At 70.4% G+C, this 19388-nt stretch carries 14 protein-coding genes and 1 tRNA gene; 2 read left to right on the top strand and 13 right to left on the bottom strand.

Going from position 1 to position 19388, the window contains the following annotated elements; translation table 11 throughout:
• Positions 1 to 37: 37 nt before the first annotated feature.
• The 10 genes from BM242_RS00685 to BM242_RS00640 all read right to left on the bottom strand — a co-directional run bounded on the left by BM242_RS00685 (position 38) and on the right by BM242_RS00640 (position 13421).
• A complete protein-coding gene (locus BM242_RS00685; RefSeq protein ID WP_093836609.1) occupies positions 38 to 3940 on the bottom strand; it encodes a DNA-directed RNA polymerase subunit beta' in 3903 nt (1300 codons plus the stop codon).
• Between the two features lie 114 nt (positions 3941 to 4054).
• Positions 4055 to 7540, bottom strand: a complete 3486-nt coding sequence (gene rpoB / locus BM242_RS00680; RefSeq protein WP_093836608.1) for a DNA-directed RNA polymerase subunit beta — start codon at positions 7538 to 7540, stop codon at positions 4055 to 4057.
• Positions 7541 to 8161: 621 nt separating this feature from the next.
• On the bottom strand, positions 8162 to 8548 hold the full coding sequence (gene rplL, locus BM242_RS00675; protein ID WP_093836607.1) for a 50S ribosomal protein L7/L12: 387 nt from the start codon (positions 8546 to 8548) through the stop codon (positions 8162 to 8164).
• A gap of 105 nt (positions 8549 to 8653) precedes the next feature.
• Positions 8654 to 9202, bottom strand: coding sequence for a 50S ribosomal protein L10 (gene rplJ, locus BM242_RS00670; protein WP_093836606.1), 549 nt, complete (start codon positions 9200 to 9202; stop codon positions 8654 to 8656).
• Between the two features lie 293 nt (positions 9203 to 9495).
• Positions 9496 to 10509, bottom strand: a complete 1014-nt coding sequence (locus tag BM242_RS00665) for an SCO4651 family lipoprotein (RefSeq protein WP_093836605.1) — start codon at positions 10507 to 10509, stop codon at positions 9496 to 9498.
• 143 nt (positions 10510 to 10652) lie between these two features.
• Positions 10653 to 11369 (bottom strand): 50S ribosomal protein L1, encoded by a 717-nt coding sequence (gene rplA / locus BM242_RS00660; RefSeq protein ID WP_093836604.1) that lies wholly within the window; start codon positions 11367 to 11369, stop codon positions 10653 to 10655.
• 89 nt (positions 11370 to 11458) lie between these two features.
• Complete coding sequence (gene rplK, locus BM242_RS00655; RefSeq protein WP_093836603.1) at positions 11459 to 11893, bottom strand: 50S ribosomal protein L11; 435 nt, start codon at positions 11891 to 11893, stop codon at positions 11459 to 11461.
• Positions 11894 to 12099: 206 nt separating this feature from the next.
• On the bottom strand, positions 12100 to 12909 hold the full coding sequence (gene nusG, locus BM242_RS00650; protein WP_093836602.1) for a transcription termination/antitermination protein NusG: 810 nt from the start codon (positions 12907 to 12909) through the stop codon (positions 12100 to 12102).
• A gap of 101 nt (positions 12910 to 13010) precedes the next feature.
• Complete coding sequence (gene secE / locus BM242_RS00645) at positions 13011 to 13271, bottom strand: preprotein translocase subunit SecE (protein WP_245833796.1); 261 nt, start codon at positions 13269 to 13271, stop codon at positions 13011 to 13013.
• Between the two features lie 77 nt (positions 13272 to 13348).
• Positions 13349 to 13421: transfer RNA gene (locus BM242_RS00640), tRNA-Trp, on the bottom strand.
• Between the two features lie 263 nt (positions 13422 to 13684).
• On the opposite strand from BM242_RS00640, the gene BM242_RS00635 reads away from it, so the two are divergent.
• Together BM242_RS00635 and BM242_RS00630 are read left to right on the top strand one after the other, a co-directional pair.
• Complete coding sequence (locus BM242_RS00635; RefSeq protein ID WP_093836600.1) at positions 13685 to 14932, top strand: pyridoxal phosphate-dependent aminotransferase; 1248 nt, start codon at positions 13685 to 13687, stop codon at positions 14930 to 14932.
• 138 nt (positions 14933 to 15070) lie between these two features.
• Positions 15071 to 16114, top strand: a complete 1044-nt coding sequence (locus tag BM242_RS00630) for an adenosine deaminase (protein WP_093836599.1) — start codon at positions 15071 to 15073, stop codon at positions 16112 to 16114.
• 64 nt (positions 16115 to 16178) lie between these two features.
• Here the strand turns inward: BM242_RS00630 and BM242_RS00625 are convergent, their stop codons facing one another.
• The 3 genes from BM242_RS00625 to BM242_RS00615 all read right to left on the bottom strand — a co-directional run bounded on the left by BM242_RS00625 (position 16179) and on the right by BM242_RS00615 (position 19355).
• Positions 16179 to 16589: a four-helix bundle copper-binding protein gene (locus BM242_RS00625; protein ID WP_093836598.1), complete on the bottom strand. Its 411-nt coding sequence runs from the start codon at positions 16587 to 16589 to the stop codon at positions 16179 to 16181.
• A gap of 130 nt (positions 16590 to 16719) precedes the next feature.
• On the bottom strand, positions 16720 to 17775 hold the full coding sequence (locus BM242_RS00620; protein ID WP_093836597.1) for a UDP-N-acetylmuramate dehydrogenase: 1056 nt from the start codon (positions 17773 to 17775) through the stop codon (positions 16720 to 16722).
• A gap of 119 nt (positions 17776 to 17894) precedes the next feature.
• Positions 17895 to 19355: an MFS transporter gene (locus BM242_RS00615; protein ID WP_093836596.1), complete on the bottom strand. Its 1461-nt coding sequence runs from the start codon at positions 19353 to 19355 to the stop codon at positions 17895 to 17897.
• Between the last annotated feature and the right edge of the window lie 33 nt (positions 19356 to 19388).

Raw genomic sequence — 19388 nt, 5'->3', positions numbered from 1 at the left:
TGTTGCCGGCGTCAGCCGGTCACAGCGGACACGGCGGTCACGGGCTGTAGGGGCCGTAGTCGTAGTCGTCCAGCGGAACGGCCTGGCCGGAGCCCGGGCCGAAGGGCGAGTAGTCGATGTCGTCGTAGCCGACGGACGAGTACATCGCGGCCTTGGCCTCCTCGGTGGGCTCCACCCGGATGTTGCGGTAGCGGGACAGGCCCGTGCCGGCCGGGATGAGCTTACCGATGATCACGTTCTCCTTGAGGCCGATCAGCGAGTCCGACTTGGCGTTGATCGCCGCGTCGGTGAGCACCCGGGTCGTCTCCTGGAAGGACGCCGCCGACAGCCACGACTCGGTGGCCAGCGACGCCTTGGTGATGCCCATCAGCTGCGGACGGCCGGAGGCGGGCTGCCCGCCCTCGGCCACCACCCGGCGGTTCTCCGACTCGAAGCGCGACCGCTCCACCAGCTCGCCCGGCAGCAGTTCGGCGTCGCCGGACTCGATGATCGTCACCCGGCGCAGCATCTGCCGGACGATGATCTCGATGTGCTTGTCGTGGATGGACACACCCTGCGAGTTGTAGACCCGCTGGACCTCGCCGACCAGGTAGATCTGCACGGCCCGCTGGCCCAGCACCCGCAGCACGTCGTGCGGGTTGACCGCGCCGACGGTGAGCGGCTGGCCCACCTCGATGTGGCCGCCCTCCTCCACCAGCAGCCGGGCCCGCTTGGAGACGTTGTAGGAGACCTCGTCCGAGCCGTCGTCGGGGGTGACGACGATCTTCCTGGTCTTCTCCGTCTCCTCGATCCGCACCCGGCCGGTGGCCTCGGAGATCGGGGCCGCGCCCTTGGGCTGGCGGGCCTCGAACAGCTCGACCACTCGCGGCAGACCCTGGGTGATGTCCTCACCGGCCACACCACCGGTGTGGAAGGTCCGCATGGTGAGCTGGGTACCGGGTTCACCGATGGACTGGGCGGCGATGATGCCCACCGCCTCGCCGATGTCCACCAGCTTGCCGGTGGCCAGCGAACGGCCGTAGCACATGGCGCAGGCGCCGACCGCCGACTCGCAGGTGAGCACCGAGCGGACCTTGACGACCTCCACCCCGTGCGCGACCAGCTCATCGATCATCACATCGCCCAGGTCGGCGCCGGCCGTGGCCAGCACCTTGCCGTCGTGGACGATGTCCTCGGCCAGGCAGCGGGCGTAGACCGCCGACTCGGCGTTCTCCGCCTTGCGCAGCACGCCGTCCGCCCCGCGCTCGGCGATGGCCAGCTTCAGACCGCGGTCGGTGCCGCAGTCCTCCTCGCGGATGATGACGTCCTGCGAGACGTCCACCAGCCGCCGGGTGAGGTAGCCGGAGTCGGCGGTCCGCAGGGCGGTGTCCGCCAGACCCTTCCGGGCGCCGTGGGTGGAGATGAAGTACTCCAGCACGGACAGGCCCTCGCGGAAGGACGCCTTGATCGGCCGCGGAATGGTCTCGTTCTTGGCGTTGGACACCAGACCGCGCATACCGGCGATCTGCCGCATCTGCATCATGTTTCCGCGGGCGCCCGAGTCCACCATCATGAAGATGGAGTTGGTCTTCGGGAAGTTCGCCTGCATGGCCTCGGCGACCTCGTTGGACGCCTTGGTCCAGATCGCGATCAGCTCCTGGGTCCGCTCGTCCTTGGTGATCAGACCGCGCTCGTACTGCTTCTGCACCTTCTCGTCCTGGGCCTCGTAGCGGGCCAGGATGTCCGGCTTGGTGGGCGGCAGCACGATGTCGGAGACCGCGATGGTCACGCCGGACCGGGTCGACCAGTAGTAACCGGCCGCCTTGAGGTTGTCCAGCACCGCGGCCACCACGATCTTCGGGTAGCGCTCGGCCAGCTCGTTGACGATCTCCGAGATCTGCTTCTTCCCGACCGCGTAGTTGACGTAGGGGAAGTCCTCGGGCAGCAGCTCGTTGAACAGCGCCCGGCCCAGGGTGGTCTTGAGCCGGAAGCCGTCCCCGGGCTGCCACTCCTCTGCGCCGCCCTCCGCGCCCTCCGGCGGGGTCCAGCCGCGCGGCGGCACGGTGCCCACCGGGAAGCGCATCTCGATCGGGGACTGGATGGCCAGCTCACCCGCGTCGAAGGCCATCAGCGCCTCGGCGGTGGAGGCGAACACCCGGCCCTCGCCCTTGAGCTCGCGGCCCTCGGGGCCGGAGGAGAGGAAGAACAGCCCGATGATCATGTCCTGGGTGGGCATGGTCACCGGCCGGCCGTCGGCCGGCTTGAGGATGTTGTTCGAGGACAGCATCAGGATGCGGGCCTCGGCCTGCGCCTCCGCGGACAGCGGCAGGTGCACGGCCATCTGGTCGCCGTCGAAGTCGGCGTTGAAGGCGGTGCAGACCAGCGGGTGGATCTGGATCGCCTTGCCCTCCACCAGCTGCGGCTCGAAGGCCTGGATGCCCAGCCGGTGCAGGGTGGGCGCCCGGTTCAGCAGCACCGGGTGCTCGGCGATGACCTCTTCCAGCACATCGAACACGACCGTGCGCTGGCGCTCCACCATGCGCTTGGCCGACTTGATGTTCTGCGCGTGGTTGAGATCCACCAGCCGCTTCATCACGAACGGCTTGAACAGCTCCAGCGCCATGGCCTTGGGCAGACCGCACTGGTGCAGCTTGAGCTGCGGGCCGACCACGATGACCGAACGGCCGGAGTAGTCGACGCGCTTGCCCAGCAGGTTCTGGCGGAACCGGCCCTGCTTGCCCTTGAGCATGTCGGACAGCGACTTCAGCGGACGGTTGCCCGGCCCGGTGACCGGACGGCCGCGCCGGCCGTTGTCGAACAGGGCGTCCACGGCCTCCTGGAGCATCCGCTTCTCGTTGTTGACGATGATCTCGGGCGCGCCGAGATCCAGCAGACGCTTCAGCCGGTTGTTGCGGTTGATGACCCGGCGGTAGAGGTCGTTCAGGTCGGAGGTGGCGAACCGGCCACCGTCGAGCTGCACCATCGGGCGCAGGTCCGGCGGGATCACCGGGACGCAGTCCAGCACCATGCCCTTGGGGCTGTTGGAGGTCTGGAGGAAGGCGGAGACGACCTTGAGGCGCTTCAGCGCCCGGGTCTTCTTCTGGCCCTTGCCGGTCCGGATGATCTCGCGCAGCTTCTCGGCCTCGGCGTCCAGGTCGAAGGTCTCCAGCCGCTTCTGCAGCGCGGCGGCGCCCATCGAGCCGTCGAAGTAGGTGCCGAAGCGGTCGCGCAGCTCGCGGTAGAGCAGCTCGTCGCCCTCCAGGTCCTGCACCTTGAGCGACTTGAAGCGGTTCCAGACCTCGTCCAGCCGGTCGATCTCGCGCTGGGCGCGGTCGCGGAGCTGCTTCATCTCCCGCTCGGCGCCCTCGCGCACCTTGCGGCGGGCGTCGGCCTTGGCGCCCTCGGCCTCCAGCTCGGCCAGGTCGGATTCGAGCTTCTTGGCCCGGGCCTCCAGGTCGGCGTCGCGGCGCTGCTCGATCTGCTGGCGCTCCACGGAGACATGCGCCTCCAGGGAGGGCAGATCGCGGGTGCGCCGCTCCTCGTCCACGTACGTGATCATGTACGCGGCGAAGTAGATGACCTTCTCCAGGTCCTTCGGGGCCAGGTCCAGCAGATAGCCCAGGCGCGAGGGCACGCCCTTGAAGTACCAGATGTGGGTGACCGGCGCGGCCAGCTCGATGTGGCCCATCCGCTCGCGCCGCACCTTGGCGCGGGTCACCTCGACGCCGCAGCGCTCACAGATGATGCCCTTGAAGCGGACGCGCTTGTACTTGCCGCAGTAGCACTCCCAGTCCCGGGTGGGGCCGAAGATCTTCTCGCAGAAGAGTCCGTCCTTCTCGGGCTTCAGGGTGCGGTAGTTGATCGTCTCCGGCTTCTTGACCTCGCCGTGCGACCACTGCCGGATGTCGTCGGCGGTGGCCAGGCCGATCCGCAGTTCGTCGAAGAAGTTGACGTCGAGCACTCTCGTCAATCCCTCTCAGGGTCTCGTGTCATCACTTGGTCTGTCGGGGTCCGGGGTGGGGCCGGGACGCCGGCTTCCTCCCGGTGGAGGAGGCGGCGTGTCCGGCCCGGCCCGTCAGACCTCTTCGACGCTGCTCGGCTCGCGCCGGGACAGGTCGATGCCGAGCTCTTCCGCGGCGCGGAAGACGTCCTCGTCGGTGTCGCGCATCTCGATGGACATGCCGTCGCTGGAGAGCACCTCGACATTGAGGCAGAGCGACTGCATTTCCTTGATCAGCACCTTGAAGGACTCCGGGATGCCGGGCTCCGGAATGTTCTCGCCCTTGACGATCGCCTCGTAGACCTTGACCCGGCCGGTGACGTCGTCGGACTTGATGGTCAGCAGCTCCTGGAGGGCGTAGGCCGCGCCGTAGGCCTCCAGCGCCCAGACCTCCATCTCGCCGAAGCGCTGGCCGCCGAACTGGGCCTTACCGCCCAGCGGCTGCTGGGTGATCATGGAGTAGGGGCCGGTGGAGCGGGCGTGCAGCTTGTCGTCCACCAGATGGTGCAGCTTGAGGATGTACATGTAGCCGACCGAGACCGGCTGCGGGAACGGCTCGCCGGAGCGGCCGTCGAACAGGTTCGCCTTGCCGCTGGGCAGCACCATGCGGTCGCCGTCGCGGTTGGGGTTGGCGTGCTGGAAGAGGCCGAACAGCTCCTCCTCGCGGGCGCCGTCGAAGACCGGGGAGGCCACCTTGGAGCGCTGCGGCACGCTGCCGTAGCCGGCCGCCTCCAGGCGCTTCGCCCAGTTCTCGTCCACGCCGGTGACGTCCCAGCCCTGGGAGGCGAGCCAGCCCAGGTGGATCTCCAGCACCTGGCCGGGGTTCATCCGGGAGGGCACGCCCAGCGGGTTGAGAATGATGTCGACCGGGGTGCCGTCCTCCAGGAACGGCATGTCCTCCACCGGGAGGATCTTGGAGATGACACCCTTGTTGCCGTGCCGGCCGGCCAGCTTGTCACCGTCGGTGATCTTGCGCTTCTTGGCCACATAGACCCGGACGAGCTGGTTGACGCCCGGGGGCAGTTCGTCGCCCTCCTCGCGGTCGAAGATCCGCACCCCGATGACGGTGCCGGACTCGCCGTGCGGGACCTTCAGCGAGGTGTCCCGGACCTCGCGGGCCTTCTCGCCGAAGATCGCGCGCAGCAGCCGCTCCTCCGGGGTCAGCTCGGTCTCGCCCTTGGGGGTGACCTTGCCGACCAGGATGTCGCCGGCCACCACCTCGGCGCCGATCCGCACGATGCCCCGGTCGTCCAGGTCCGCCAGGACCTCCTCGGAGACGTTGGGGATGTCGCGGGTGATCTCCTCCGGGCCCAGCTTGGTGTCCCGGGCGTCGACCTCGTGCTCCTCGATGTGGATCGAGGTCAGCACGTCGTCCTGCACCAGGCGCTGGGAGAGGATGATCGCGTCCTCGTAGTTGTAGCCCTCCCAGGACATGAAGGCGACCAGGAGGTTCTTGCCCAGGGCCAGCTCGCCCTTCTGGGTGGAGGGGCCGTCGGCGATGACCTGCCCGGCCACCACCTCGTCGCCCTCGGCGACCCGGACCTTCTGGTTGTAGCAGGTGCCCTGGTTGGAGCGGTGGAACTTGGACAGCCGGTAGGTGACGTGGGTGCCGTCGTTGTGCTGGCAGGTGATGTAGTCGGCGGAGACCTCGGTGATCACGCCGTCCTGCTCCGCGGTGATCACATCGCCGGCGTCGGTGGCGGCGCGGTACTCCATGCCGGTGCCCACGAACGGGGAGTCGGCCTGGATCAGCGGCACCGCCTGCCGCATCATGTTGGAGCCCATCAGCGCCCGGTTGGCGTCGTCGTGCTCCAGGAACGGGATCATGGAGGAGGCCACCGACACCATCTGGCGCGGCGAGACGTCCATGTAGTCCACGTCCGAGCCGGGGACGTAGTCCACCTCGCCGCCGCGGCGGCGGACCAGCACGCGGTTCTCCGCGAAGGTCATCTCCTCGGTCAGCGGCGCGTTGGCCTGGGCGATGACGAAGCGGTCCTCCTCGTCCGCGGTGAGGTAGTCGACCTCGTCGGTGACCACGCCGCCGGTCACCCGGCGGTAGGGGGTCTCCACAAAGCCGAAGGCGTTCACCCGGCCGAAGGCGGCCAGCGAGCCGATCAGACCGATGTTCGGGCCTTCCGGGGTCTCGATCGGGCACATCCGTCCGTAGTGCGACGGGTGCACGTCCCGGACCTCCAGGCCGGCCCGCTCCCGGCTCAGACCGCCGGGGCCCAGCGCGGACAGCCGCCGCTTGTGGGTCAGCCCGGAGAGCGGGTTGGTCTGGTCCATGAACTGGGAGAGCTGGCTGGTGCCGAAGAACTCCTTGATGGAGGCCACCACCGGACGGATGTTGATCAGCGTCTGCGGGGTGATCGCCTCGACGTCCTGGGTGGTCATCCGCTCCCGGACCACCCGCTCCATGCGGGCCAGACCGGTGCGCACCTGGTTCTGGATCAGCTCGCCGACGGTCCGCAGCCGCCGGTTGCCGAAGTGGTCGATGTCGTCCGTCTCGACCACGATCGTCTGGCCGCCCTGCGAAACCGTCTCGGTCTCCCCGGCGTGCAGCTTCACCAGGTACTTGATGGTGTTGACGATGTCCTCGATGGTGAGGACGCCGGCGTCCAGCGGCTCGTTGCCGCCCAGCTTCTTGTTGATCTTGTAGCGGCCGACCTTGGCCAGGTCGTAGCGCTTGGGGTTGAAGTAGAGGTTCTCCAGCAGCGCCTGGGCGGCCTCCTTGGTCGGCGGCTCGCCGGGGCGCAGCTTGCGGTAGATGTCCAGCAGCGCGTCGTCCTGGCCCTGGGTGTGGTCCTTCTCCAGGGTGGCCCGCATGGACTCGTACTCGCCGAACTCCTCCAGAATCTGCTCCGAGGTCCAGCCCAGCGCCTTGAGCAGCACGGTGACCGACTGCTTGCGCTTGCGGTCCACGCGCACGCCGACCATGTCGCGCTTGTCGACCTCCATCTCCAGCCAGGCACCCCGGGACGGGATGATCTTGGCGGTGAAGATGTCCTTGTCGGTGGTCTTGTCGATGCTGGAGTCGAAGTAGACGCCGGGCGAGCGGACGAGCTGGGAGACCACCACTCGCTCGGTGCCGTTGATGATGAAGGTGCCCTTGGTGGTCATGAGCGGGAAGTCGCCCATGAAGACCGTCTGGGACTTGATCTCACCGGTTTCGTTGTTGGTGAACTCGGCGGTGACGAAGAGCGGAGCGGCGTAGGTGAAGTCGCGCTCCTTGCACTCGTCCATCGAGTTCTTCGGCGGCTCGAAGCGGTGGTCGCGGAAGGTCAGCGACATCGACCCGGAGAAGTCCTCGATCGGGGAGATCTCCTCGAAGATCTCCTCCAGACCGGACTTGGTGGGGACATCCTGCCCACGCTCCAGCGCGGCCTCGACGCGGCTCTGCCAGGCCGCGTTGCCGAGCAGCCAGTCGAAACTCTCGGTTTGCAGCGCAAGGAGGTCGGGAACGTGCAGCGGTTCCTTGATCTTCGCGAACGAGACACGCGGCGGAGTTGTGCCGCTTCCGTTCTGAGTCTGTGCAGTCGAGGCGTTGCGCGAGGCGGCCAAGAGGGGGTCCTTCCGAGGGCTCGGACTCTCTGCGCGCATACCTGTCCCCCTGGTGACGGGCAGGGAGCGGCTATTAGGCAGCGCAAAGGGACAGTGTAGCCAGAAGACCCACTGATGTCCACTGCCGGATCCGGGGATCGTCACCGTCCCTCGGTCCGGCAGGCCACTGTAGTGCGCGCGGGGACGCGCATACCGCCTGCCGTGCGCTCCGGCCGCCTCGGGTGCCGGAGCGCGGCGCCGCGGCTTCCTCGTAGCCGGACGACACCGTCTGCCGCATCACTTCCCGCTTCCGCACCTATCCATGCATCGAATGCGGCCCGAATCGCGGGATCCCTCTTCGTCCCGCCCGCATTCCGTACGCGCCGCAACGCCAGGAACGCGAAGTGCGTCCTGAGAATCGCGCGACGGCTGCGGTTCGTCAAGGGGACCGTGCGGCCACGGGCCCCCTCGGGGAACACCGCGAACCCCCGGACGCCGCGGAACCGAAGATCACCATACCCGGCACCGCCGACAGGGCAACCCCGTGTCCAGCACGACGAAGGGCGACCACCCCATCGGGTGATCGCCCTTCGTGCGGTCCGGTTGATCAGCGAGTGACCGGGCCGGTCCGGGTGAGCCGTGTCACTTCAGCTCGACCGAGGCGCCGGCGCCCTCCAGGGACTCCTTGGCCTTGTCCGCGTCGGCCTTGCTGGCCTTCTCCAGCACCGCCTTGGGGGCGCTGTCCACCAGCTCCTTGGCCTCCTTCAGACCCAGCGAGGTCAGCTCCCGCACGACCTTGATGACCTGGATCTTCTTCTCGCCGGCGCCGGTGAGGACGACGTCGAACTCGTCCTTCTCCTCGGCCTCGGCGGCGGCCGGGGCACCGGGGACACCCGCGGCGGCGACGGCGACCGGGGCGGCGGCCTCGACGTCGAACTTCTCCTCGAACTTCTTCACGAACTCGGAGAGCTCGAGCAGGGTCATGCCCTCGAACTGCTCAAGCAGCTCGTCCTGGCTGAGCTTCGCCATGGTGGCGTTCCTTCCACTAGATCGGCTGATGCCGGAATGTCTGCCGGATGGGGAGTGCGGCGGGTCTGGCCCGCCATGCCGGGTGCGGGGCCGGTGTGGCCCTGATCACTCGGCCTCGGCGGGCGCCGGGGTTCCGGCATTCGCCTCTTTCTTGCTGCGCAGCGCGTCCGCCGTGCGGACGAACTTCGACAGCGGGGCCTGGAAGGTCGCGGCGGCCTTGGCCATGGACGCCTTCATGCCGCCGGCCAGCTTGGCGAGCAGCACTTCGCGGGACTCCAGGTCCGCGAGCTTCTGGATGTCCTCGGCGGTCAGGGCCTTGCCGTCGAGCACCCCGCCCTTGATGACCAGCGCGTCGTGGTCCTTGGCGAAGTCCCGCAGGCTCTTCGCCGCGGCGACCGGGTCGCCGGTGACGAACGCCACCGCGGTGGAGCCGGAGAAGTAGGGATCCAGCTCGGTGATCCCGGCCTCGTTGGCCGCGATCTTCGTCAGGGTGTTCTTCGCCACACGGTACTGGGCGTGCTCGCCCAGGGCCCGGCGCAGATCCTTCATCTGCGCGACGGTGAGACCGACGTAGGCGGTGACGACCGCGGCACTGGAGTTCTCGAACTTCTCCCTGATGTCCGCGACCGCCGCGATCTTGTCAGGTGCTGCCATGAACCTCTGCCCTCCTTCCGGGAAATGTCGGACCGCTCGGAAGGGGACGGGGAACACGAAAAACGCCCCGGCGCAGGGCACGGGGCGAAACGGCTCCACCGGAAGGGGCGGGCTCTCCTCGTCACCTGCGCGGGTCGTCCGCGTTCGCGGAACCTTCGGCCTCCGGGATCGGCCCCGGGGGCAACCAGCGGTCTCTGGCTTCCCGGTCAGGTTAGGCGAAGCCGTGTGTGCCAGGCAAATCGCCCGCCCCGCGGCCGGACGGCGCGCGGGGCGGGCGAACGGGGCGGGCCCGGTCAGGCGCCGGGGCCCTGGGGCTCCAGCCCTCCGAAGCCGAACGGGTCGATGCCGTCCTCCAGCTCGGCGGAGTCCACGACCTCCCCGGCCGGCGGGTGCTCCACGGCCGGCGCCTCGCCGTAGTCGCCGTAGCGGGTGGACTGCACCATCGAGCCCTCGGGCATCTCCACGGTCATGTCGATCCGCACCGGATAGTCGTTCTCGTCCACCCAGACGGACAGCAGGTACTCCTCACTCCCGGACGTGGCGAGTTCGGAGCGCATCAGGTCCAGCTCCTCCTCGGAGAGGAACTCCGTGGAGGGGTCCATGGCGAGCAGCTCCTCGGCCGTCAGCGTCCCCTCGTAGCGGTTGACGGTGACGCCGTCCAGGCTCTCCTCGCCCTTCCACTCCACCTCCGGCGACTCCAGCATCAGCGCCACCTGGGTGGCCGGGCTGTAGGAGGCGCTGTTCAACTGGTCCAGCATCTGCCCGAGCGCGGGGTCGCCCTCCGCGGCGGCGGCCTCCGCCAGATCGACCTTGACCCATGTCTTGCCGCCCAGCGCCGGCTCCATCATCGGGCCGCTCATGTACATCACGTTGTCGACCAGGCGCATGTTCATGGTGGCGTCGACCGCGGCGAGCCGGTCCAGCTCCCCGGAGGCCTCCGGGTCCTCGGCGGCGAGCTCGCCGAACATGTCGAGCAGGGCCTGCATGAAGCCGTTCATATCGGCGGAGGCGTCCATGGCGAGCGGCTGCCAGCCGATGGTGCCGCTCACCGACATCTCGATGCCGTCCATGCCCATGACGTCCATGGTGGTGACCGACTCGAAGGTGGCCGTGCGGGCCTCCTGGCTCTTCTTCGCGGTCGCCTGGAGTGCCTCGACCACCGTGCTCTGCGACCGGGCGGAGCCCTCCTCGGCCCGCGCCCCGGGCGCTTCCCCGGAGGAGTCACTGCAGGCGGCGGTGGCGACCAGCAGGCCCGCGGTGACGACGCCGAGCGCGGTGGTGCGCGTGGTGGTGCGCAGGGTACGCATGCTTTCCCCCCGGGGGTGGCAATGTGGGACTCGGTACGGAACCTTTCTTTGCCACCGTAACCCACCCCGCTGACACGCAGGAACGCCCGTTTCCGGCCCGAAAGGGGCTGGAACGGGCGTTTCTGACGCGGACTCGGCCGGCCTCAGACGGCCGTCTCCTCCACCAGCAGATTGCGGGTGCGGTTCGGGTCGACCGGCACACCCGGGCCCATGGTGGTGGAGAAGGTGGTCTTGCGGATGTAACGGCCCTTGGCCGCGGACGGCTTCAGCCGGGTGATCTCCTCCAGCGCGGCGGCGTAGTTCTCCACCAGCCGGGCCTCCTCGAAGGAGGTCTTGCCGATGATGAAGTGGAGATTGGCGTGCTTGTCCACCCGGAACTCGATCTTGCCGCCCTTGATCTCGGTGACGGCCTTGGCCACGTCCATGGTGACGGTGCCGGTCTTGGGGTTGGGCATCAGACCGCGGGGGCCCAGCACCCGGCCCAGCCGGCCGACCTTGCCCATCAGGTCCGGGGTGGCGACGACCGAGTCGAAGTCCAGCCGGCCGCCGGCCACCTCCTCGATCAGCTCGTCGGCGCCGACGATGTCGGCGCCCGCGGCACGCGCGGCCTCGGCACGGTCACCGGTCGCGAAGACCAGGACCCGGGCGGTCTTACCGGTGCCGTGCGGAAGGTTCACGGTGCCGCGCACCATCTGGTCGGCCTTGCGGGGGTCGACACCCAGCCGCATGGCGACCTCCACGGTCGCGTCGAACTTGGCGGGGGACGTCTCCTTGGCGAGCCGGACGGCCTCCAGCGGCGCGTACAGACGCGCCCGGTCGATCTTCGCCGAGGCGTTGCGGTGCCCCTTGCTGCGCTTCACTGCTGCTCCTGTTGGTTCGGATGTCGCTCAGAAACGGTCGGAGTCGTGGTGCGGGCCAGCGCCTGGCCCTCCCACGGTCCGTCGCGGGCTCAGCCCTCGACGGTGACGCCCATGGACCGGGCGGTGCCGGCGATGATCTTCTCGGCCGCGTCCAGGTCGTTGGCGTTCAGGTCGGGCATCTTGGTGGTGGCGATCTCCCGGACCTGCTCCCGGGTGAGCTTGCCGACCTTGGTCTTGTGCGGCTCGCCGGAGCCCTTCTCCAGGCCCGCGGCCTTGAGGATCATCTTGGCGGCCGGCGGGGTCTTGGTGATGAAGGTGAAGCTGCGGTCCTCGTAGACCGTGATCTCCACCGGGATGACCCAGCCGCGCTGCGACTCGGTCGCCGCGTTGTAGGCCTTGCAGAACTCCATGATGTTCACGCCGTGCTGGCCCAGCGCGGGGCCGACCGGCGGGGCCGGGTTGGCGGCGCCGGCCTGGATCTGGAGCTTGATCAGCCCCGTGACCTTCTTCTTCTTGGGAGGCATGATGCGTCTTCTCCGGGTCAGTGGATTCGCGAGGCTCCCGCCGCGCCCGGGGCCGCTGGCCCCCGGACCGGCACGAAGCCATACCGCACCACGTTAACGGGTGCGGCGAGGCGGACAAAATCCGGGCCGCGCCCCCTCACCACCACCGCCCAGCGGCGGCACGGCGGTGCGGGGGCACGGCCCGGCGGGTCTCCTCCGCCCTGCGGTCAGTTCTTCTGGATCTGGTCGAAGCTGAGCTCGACCGGGGTCTCCCGGCCGAAGATCTCGACCAGGCCCTTGACCTTCTTGGCGTCGGCGTTGATCTCGTTGATCGTCGCCTGGAGGGTGGCGAACGGGCCGTCGGTGACGGTGACCGAGTCGCCCACCTCGAAGTCCAGCACCTGCACCTCGACCTTGCGGCCCGGCGCGGCGGCGGCCTCGCCGGCCTCGGCGGCGGCCTTCCGCTCCACCTCGGGGGCGAGCATGCTGACCACCTCGTCCAGGGTCAGCGGGGTCGGGTTGTAGGCGTTGCCGATGAAACCGGTGACGCCGGGGGTGTGCCGCACCACGCCCCAGGTCTCGTCGTTCATGTCCATCCGCACCAGCACATAGCTGGGCAGGCGGTTCTGCTTGACGGTGCGCCGGTCGCCGTTCTTGATCTGGACGACCTCTTCCTGCGGCACCTCGATCTGGTGGATGTACTCCTCGACGTTCAGCGACACCGCGCGCTGCTCCAGGTTGGTGCGCACCCGGTTCTCATAGCCCGCGTAGGTGTGCACCACATACCACTCGCCGGGCTGGTGGCGCAGTTCGTCGCGCAGCGCGGCGACCGGGTCGACCGGCTCGGGCTCGGGCTGCGGCCCGGGCTCCGGCCCGGCCCCGGCGGGCGGCTGGGCGGCGGGCGCCTCGGTGTCGGCGTCGGCGGCGGCGTCGGCAGCCTCGGTGGGGTCGACGGGATCCGCAGCCTCAACGATGTCGCGCTCGGTGTCATCGCCCCCATAGGAGACGGAGGCATCGTTCGGGTTCACGTCAGACACGTTAGCTGCTTCTTCCTGGCTTCACAGTGGATGAGAGGTCCCGGGCAGCCGGACGGGCCGGAGTCGGCGTCCTCGCGCCCGGGGGCGTCAGCCGGCGACCGTCATCCGAAGACGTAGTCGACGACCTCGCCGAATCCCCAGTCAAGCACAGTCAGGATGCCGATCATCACGAGAACGAACACGATCACCGCGGTGGTGTAGGTGGTGAGCTGGTGGCGCGAGGGCCAGACCACCTTGCGCAGTTCGGCGATCACCTGACGGTAGAAAAGAGCAAGCTTGCCCAGCGGGCCGCGCTTGGCCCGCCGGCCGCGGCGGCCGGTGCCTTCCCCCCGGGGCTCCGGTGCCTCGACGGAGTCCGTGATCCCAGCCACTCGTCCTCACCTGATCCCGGTCATGGTCGTAGCCGCCCGGTCCCGGCCGGGCGGCTTTCATTCCGTAGCAGGGCCGGAGGGACTTGAACCCCCAACCGCTGGTTTTGGAGACCAGTGCTCTACCAATTGAGCTACGACCCTTTGTGCGCTGCCCAACCTACCGTACCCAACGGCGCGGCCGGCCAACGAACGATGAGTGTACGTGCTCGACGGCCGCGCGTCGAACGGTATGCACGGCCGATCGTCCCGCTCCCGGCCCGGAACCCCTGTGACGGCAGGTGCCGGTGTGACCCTGGCCGGCCCGCCCCCGGCCCGGCCCCGGGCGGCCGGACCCGGGGATACGGCACCGCGGCACGGCGGCAACCCCGCTGCGGCGCCCGGGCCCGGTCTGCGACGATGCCGTCATGAGTGCCGCAACTCCTCCCGCACAGTCAGCGACCGCGCCGGAACCGCGCCGGGTCTCCGCCCGGGTCGGCGCGATCTCCGAATCCGCCACCCTCGCCGTGGACGCCAAGGCCAAGGCCCTGAAGGCCGCCGGGCGCCCGGTGATCGGCTTCGGCGCGGGCGAACCCGACTTCCCGACCCCCGGCTACATCGTCGACGCGGCGGCCGAGGCATGCCGCGATCCCAGGTTCCACCGCTACACCCCGGCCGGCGGGCTGCCCGAGCTCAAGGCCGCCATCGCCGCCAAGACCCTGCGCGACTCCGGCTACGAGGTCCAGGCGTCCCAGGTGCTGGTCACCAACGGCGGCAAGCAGGCGATCTACGAGGCGTTCGCCGCGCTGCTCGACCCGGGCGACGAGGTGATCGTCCCGGCGCCGTACTGGACCACCTACCCCGAGTCGATCCGGCTGGCCGGCGGCGTGCCGGTGGAGGTGGTCGCGGACGAGACCACCGGCTACCGGGTGTCCGTGGAGCAGCTCGACGCGGCGCGCACCGAGCGCACCAAGGTGCTGCTGTTCGTCTCGCCCTCCAATCCCACCGGCGCGGTCTACAGCCGCGAGCAGGTGGCGGCGATCGGCCGGTGGGCCGCCGAGCACGGCCTGTGGGTGCTGACCGACGAGATCTACGAACACCTGGTCTACGGCGACGCCGGGTTCCACTCCCTGCCGGTGGTGGTGCCCGAGCTGCGCGACCGGTGCGTGGTGGTCAACGGCGTGGCCAAGACCTTCGCCATGACCGGCTGGCGGGTGGGCTGGCTGATCGGCCCGCAGGACGTGGTCAAGGCCGCCACCAACCTCCAGTCGCACGCCACCTCCAACGTCAGCAATGTGGCACAGGCGGCGGCACTGGCCGCGGTGTCCGGCGATCTGGCGGCGGTGGCGGAGATGCGCGCCGCCTTCGACCGGCGGCGGCGCACCATCGTGCGGATGCTGAACGAGATCGAGGGCGTGCAGTGCCCGGAGCCGGAGGGGGCCTTCTACGCCTACCCCTCGGTCAAGGCCCTGCTGGGCAAGGAGATCCGGGGCCGCCGGCCGCAGACCAGTGTGGCGCTGGCCGAGCTGGTCCTGGAGGAGGCCGAGGTGGCGGTGGTGCCGGGCGAGGCGTTCGGCACCCCGGGCTACCTGCGGCTTTCCTATGCGCTCAGTGACGAGGACCTGGTGGAGGGGGTCTCCCGGATCCAGAAGCTGCTCGCCGAGGCCCGCGGCTGAGCACCCCTCGCCCGTGCCGCCGGTGCGTCCCCGTGGCGGGGGCGGGCCGGCGGCACGGGCGTTCGGTCCACCGGCCGCCCCGGGGTGCCCGGGCGGCCCGACTACCGTTTCCCCCGGGCAATGCGGCAGGATCTCGCAATGGCGAGTGTTTCCCCCGAATCGGGCGCGCCGGCGCGTGATGTCCGGCTGCTGCCGAAGGCGCATCTGCATCTGCACTTCACCGGGTCCATGCGCACCGGCACCCTGCTGGAGCTGGCGGACAGGTACGGGGTGCGGCTGCCCGAGGCGCTGAGCAGCGGCACCCCGCCCCGGCTGCGGGCCACCGACGAGCGCGGCTGGTTCCGTTTCCAGCGGCTGTACGACATCGCCCGGTCCTGCCTGCGCCGCCCCGAGGATGTGCACCGGCTGGTCCAGGAGGCCGCCGAGGAGGATCTGCGCGACGGCTCCCGCTGGCTGGAGATCCAGGTCGATCCGACCTCGTACGCGCCCCGGCTGGGCGGGCTGATCCCGGCGCTGGAGATCATCCTGGACTCGGTGGCGGATGCCATGCGCGCCACCGGCCTGGGCATCCGGGTGCTGGTGGCGGCCAACCGCACCAGACATCCGCTGGACGCGCGCACCCTGGCCCGGCTGGCGGTGCGCTATGCCGACCGGGGCGTGGTCGGCTTCGGGCTCTCCAACGACGAGCGGCGGGGCTTCGCCCGGGACTTCGACCGGGCCTTCGCGATCGCCCGGGACGGCGGGCTGCTGGCCGCGCCGCACGGCGGCGAGCTGTCCGGGCCGTCCAGTGTCTGGGACTGTCTGGAGGATCTGGGCGCCGGGCGGATCGGCCACGGGGTGCGCGCGGCCGAGGACCCGAGGCTGTTGCGGCGGCTGGCGGAGGCCGGGGTGACCTGCGAGATCTGTCCGGCGTCCAATGTGGCGCTGGGGGTGTACGAGCGGCTGTCCCAGGTGCCGCTGCGGCAGTTGTTCGAGGCCGGGGTGCCGATCGCGCTGGGCGCGGACGATCCGCTGCTGTTCGGCTCCCGGCTGGCCGCGCAGTACGAGATCGCCCGCCGCCACCACGCGTTCACGGACCGGGAACTGGCCCGGCTGGCGGCCCAGTCGGTGCAGGCCAGCACCGCTCCGCCGGACGTCAGGGAGAAGATGCTGCTCGGCATCACCGAGTGGCTGGAAAACTGACCGCCGCTCCCCCGGCCGACGGGCCGGCCCGGCGGGCACGCCGGGCCGGCTCCGCGGGGGCCGCTCAGCCGAGCGACGTCAGCAGTTCGCGGCACGCCTCCTCGCAGCGGCGGCACGCCTGGGCGCACACCCGGCAGTGGGCGTGCTGGTCGGCGTGCGTCCGGCACTCGTCGGCGCAGGTCGCGCACGCCTGGGCGCACGCCTCGATCTGGGCCCGCGAGATGTTCGCGTCATAGCCGGTGTGCCGGGAGAGCACCCGCCCGGTGGTGTCGCAGATGTCCGCGCAGTCCAGGTTGGTGCGGATGCACTTGGTCAGCTCGGCCACGGCCGGCTCCGACAGGCAGGCGTCCGCACAGGCGGTACACGCCTGGGAGCAGGCGAAGCATTCCGCGATGCAGCGGGCCAGGGCCTCCCGGTCCACCCGGCCGAGGTCGAGGGGGTAGGTGTCCAGCATGTCCTTCACGGGAGCGGTCATCGACCGTCGCCTCCTTCCGGCGCCGTGCCGAGGCGGGCGGCCGACAACCGGCCGCCGGGTCGCGCCTGGCGGCGGCGCGTCGCCGGCCGGGTAACACGGGCGCGGGCCGGGCAAACGGGCCAGGCGCGGCTCAGAGGCCGACGCCGACCGTCACCGGTTCGTTGACCAGGGTGACGCCGAAGGCCGCCCGGACCCCGTCCCGCACCTCCCGGGCGAGGGCCAGCAGGTCGGCGGTGCGTGCGGTGCCGCGGTTGGTCAGCGCCAGGGTGTGCTTGGTGGAGATGCGGGCCGGGCCGTCGCCGTAGCCCTTGGGGAAGCCGGCCCGCTCGATCAGCCAGGCGGCGGAGGTCTTGGTGCGGCCCTCGCCGGCCGGCCAGGACGGCGGCTCGGTGCCCGGCCCGAGCCGGTCCGCCGTCCGCTCCAGGAAGGCGGCCCACTGGGCCGGGCCGAGGACCGGGTTGGTGAAGAACGAGCCGGCCGACCAGGTGTCGTGGTCCTCCGGATCGAGCACCATGCCCTTGCCGGTGCGCAGCTTGAGCACGGTCTCGCGGGCCTCGCCGACCGGTACCCGGCCGCCGGTCTCCACGCCCAGGGCGCGTGCGGTCTCGGCGTACCGCAGGGGCGCGGACAGGCCGCGGGCGTCCGTCAGGGACAGGCGGACGCGCAGCACCACATGGCGGCCCGGGTCGGCCTTGAAGCGGCTGTGCCGGTAGCCGAAGCCGCATTCGGCACCGGGCAGGGTGACCGTCTCCCGCCGGGCGCGGTCCCAGGCCACGACCTCGGTGATGACGGAGGAGACCTCCTGGCCGTAGGCGCCGACGTTCTGGATGGGGGTGGCGCCGGCCGAGCCCGGGATGCCGGCCAGGCACTCGACGCCGGCCAGGCCGGCGTCGGTGACCCGGGCCACGGCGTCGGACCAGTTCTCCCCGGCGGCGAGTTCCAGGCGGGTGCCGTCCAGGCGGAAGCCGCGGGTGGCGATGCGCAGCACGGTGCCGTCGAAGCCGTCGTCGGAGATGACGAGGTTGGAGCCGCCGCCGATCAGCAGCAGCGGCGTGCCGCCGGCGTCGGCCTCCCGGACGGCGGCGATCACCTCCTCGTCGGTGGTGGCGGTGAGCAGCCGGCGGGCCGGCCCGCCGAGCCGGAAGGTGGTCAGCGGGGCCAGCGGGGCATCGTGTTCTTCCTGCACAGCCACCAAGGCTAAGCGCTGCCCGCTCCGCACCCGCAGCACACCCCGGCCGCCGCCCCCGGGGCCACGGCGGCCGGGCACCGCGGACCCCGGGAGCGGCAACGGTGCCCGGCCGGGCCTCAGGCGACCGGGGCCGCCGCCTTCGGCGGTGCCGGGGTGCCGGGCAGCGGTGCCCGGTCGGGCGGCGGCGGCGCCGCGCGGCGGCGGCGGCCCGGTACCGCGGCCATGCCGGCCGCGGCGGCCAGCAGCGCGATCACGCCCACCCACAGCGCGGGCACAATGCCGTCGGTGAACTCCTGCGGGCTCGCGTAGCCGCCGCGCGCCGCGAAGACCGAGGCCAGCACGGCCACCCCGAGCGCGCCGCCGACCTCGCGCATGGCGTTGTTCACCCCCGACGCGATGCCCTCCTTCTCCTGCGGCACCGAGCCCATCACCATGGCTCCGGTCGGCGCGAAGAACATCCCCATGCCGACCCCGCACAGCACAAAGCCCGGCACCTGGGTCCCGTAGGACACCGCCGGCTCGTTGACCAGCGCGAACCAGGCGAGTCCGGCGGCCTGGAAGACCATGCCGCCCATCACGATGTACTTGCCGCCGATCCGGTCGGTGAGTATCCCGGCGAGCGGCGCCACCAGCATCGGCATCGCCGTCCACGGCAGCATCCGCAGCCCCGCCTGCTGCGGGTTGTAGCCCTGGATCAGCTGGAGGAACTGGGTCAGCAGGAAGATCGAGCCGAAGATGCCGAAGAAGGCGATCAGCCCGGTGAAGTTCACCGCGGTGAAGGTCGGCGAGCGGAAGAACCCCATCGGCAGCATGGGCGTCGCGCTGCGCTGTTCCCAGCGGATGAACCCGGCCAGCAGCAGCCCGCCGAGCGCGAAGCCGGTCAGCACCGCCGGGCTGGTCCAGCCGTGTTCATGACCGCGCACGATGGACAGCACGATGCCGAACATCCCGCCGCTGACCAGCACTGTGCCGAGGACGTCCAGCCGGTTGTTCGGCCCGCGGCTCTCGGTCAGCCGGGTCCGGACCAGGGGCAGCAGCGCCAGCCCCAGGGGGACGTTCAGCCAGAAGATCCAGTGCCAGGAGAGATGCTCGGTGATGGTGCCGCCGACCAGCGGACCGCCCGCCACGGCCAGGCCGTTGACCGCGCCCCAGATGCCGAAGGCGGTGCCGCGGCGTTCGGCCGGCACGGCCGCGGAGATCAGCGTCAGGCTGAGCGGCATCAGGACGGCGGCGCCGATGCCCTGCGCGGCGCGGGAGGCGATCAGCATGCCGGTGGACTCGGAGAGCGCCGCGGCTGCCGAGGCGGCGGTGAACAGCACCACCCCGCCGGCGAAGACCCGGCGGCGGCCGAAGCGGTCGCCGAGCGCCGCGGCGAGCAGCAGCAGGCAGGCGAACGGCAGCACATAGCCGTTCACGATCCATTCCAGGTCGCTGAGGCTGCCGCCCAGGTCGGTACGGATCACCGGCAGCGCGGTGGTGACCACGAGGTTGTCCAGGGCGGCCATGAAGGTGGCCGCGCTGGTGATGAGCAGGGTCCACGCGGCACGGGGACGCGCGGCTGTCGGTGGTGTCGTCATCACGACTCCCAATCATTAGTGAGCAGTCAATAA

It is taken from the genome of Streptomyces aidingensis, assembly GCF_900112355.1.
In the GTDB taxonomy this organism is placed as follows: Bacteria; Actinomycetota; Actinomycetes; order Streptomycetales; family Streptomycetaceae; genus Streptomyces; species Streptomyces aidingensis.
This window is presented reverse-complemented; position numbering and strand designations above follow the sequence as displayed.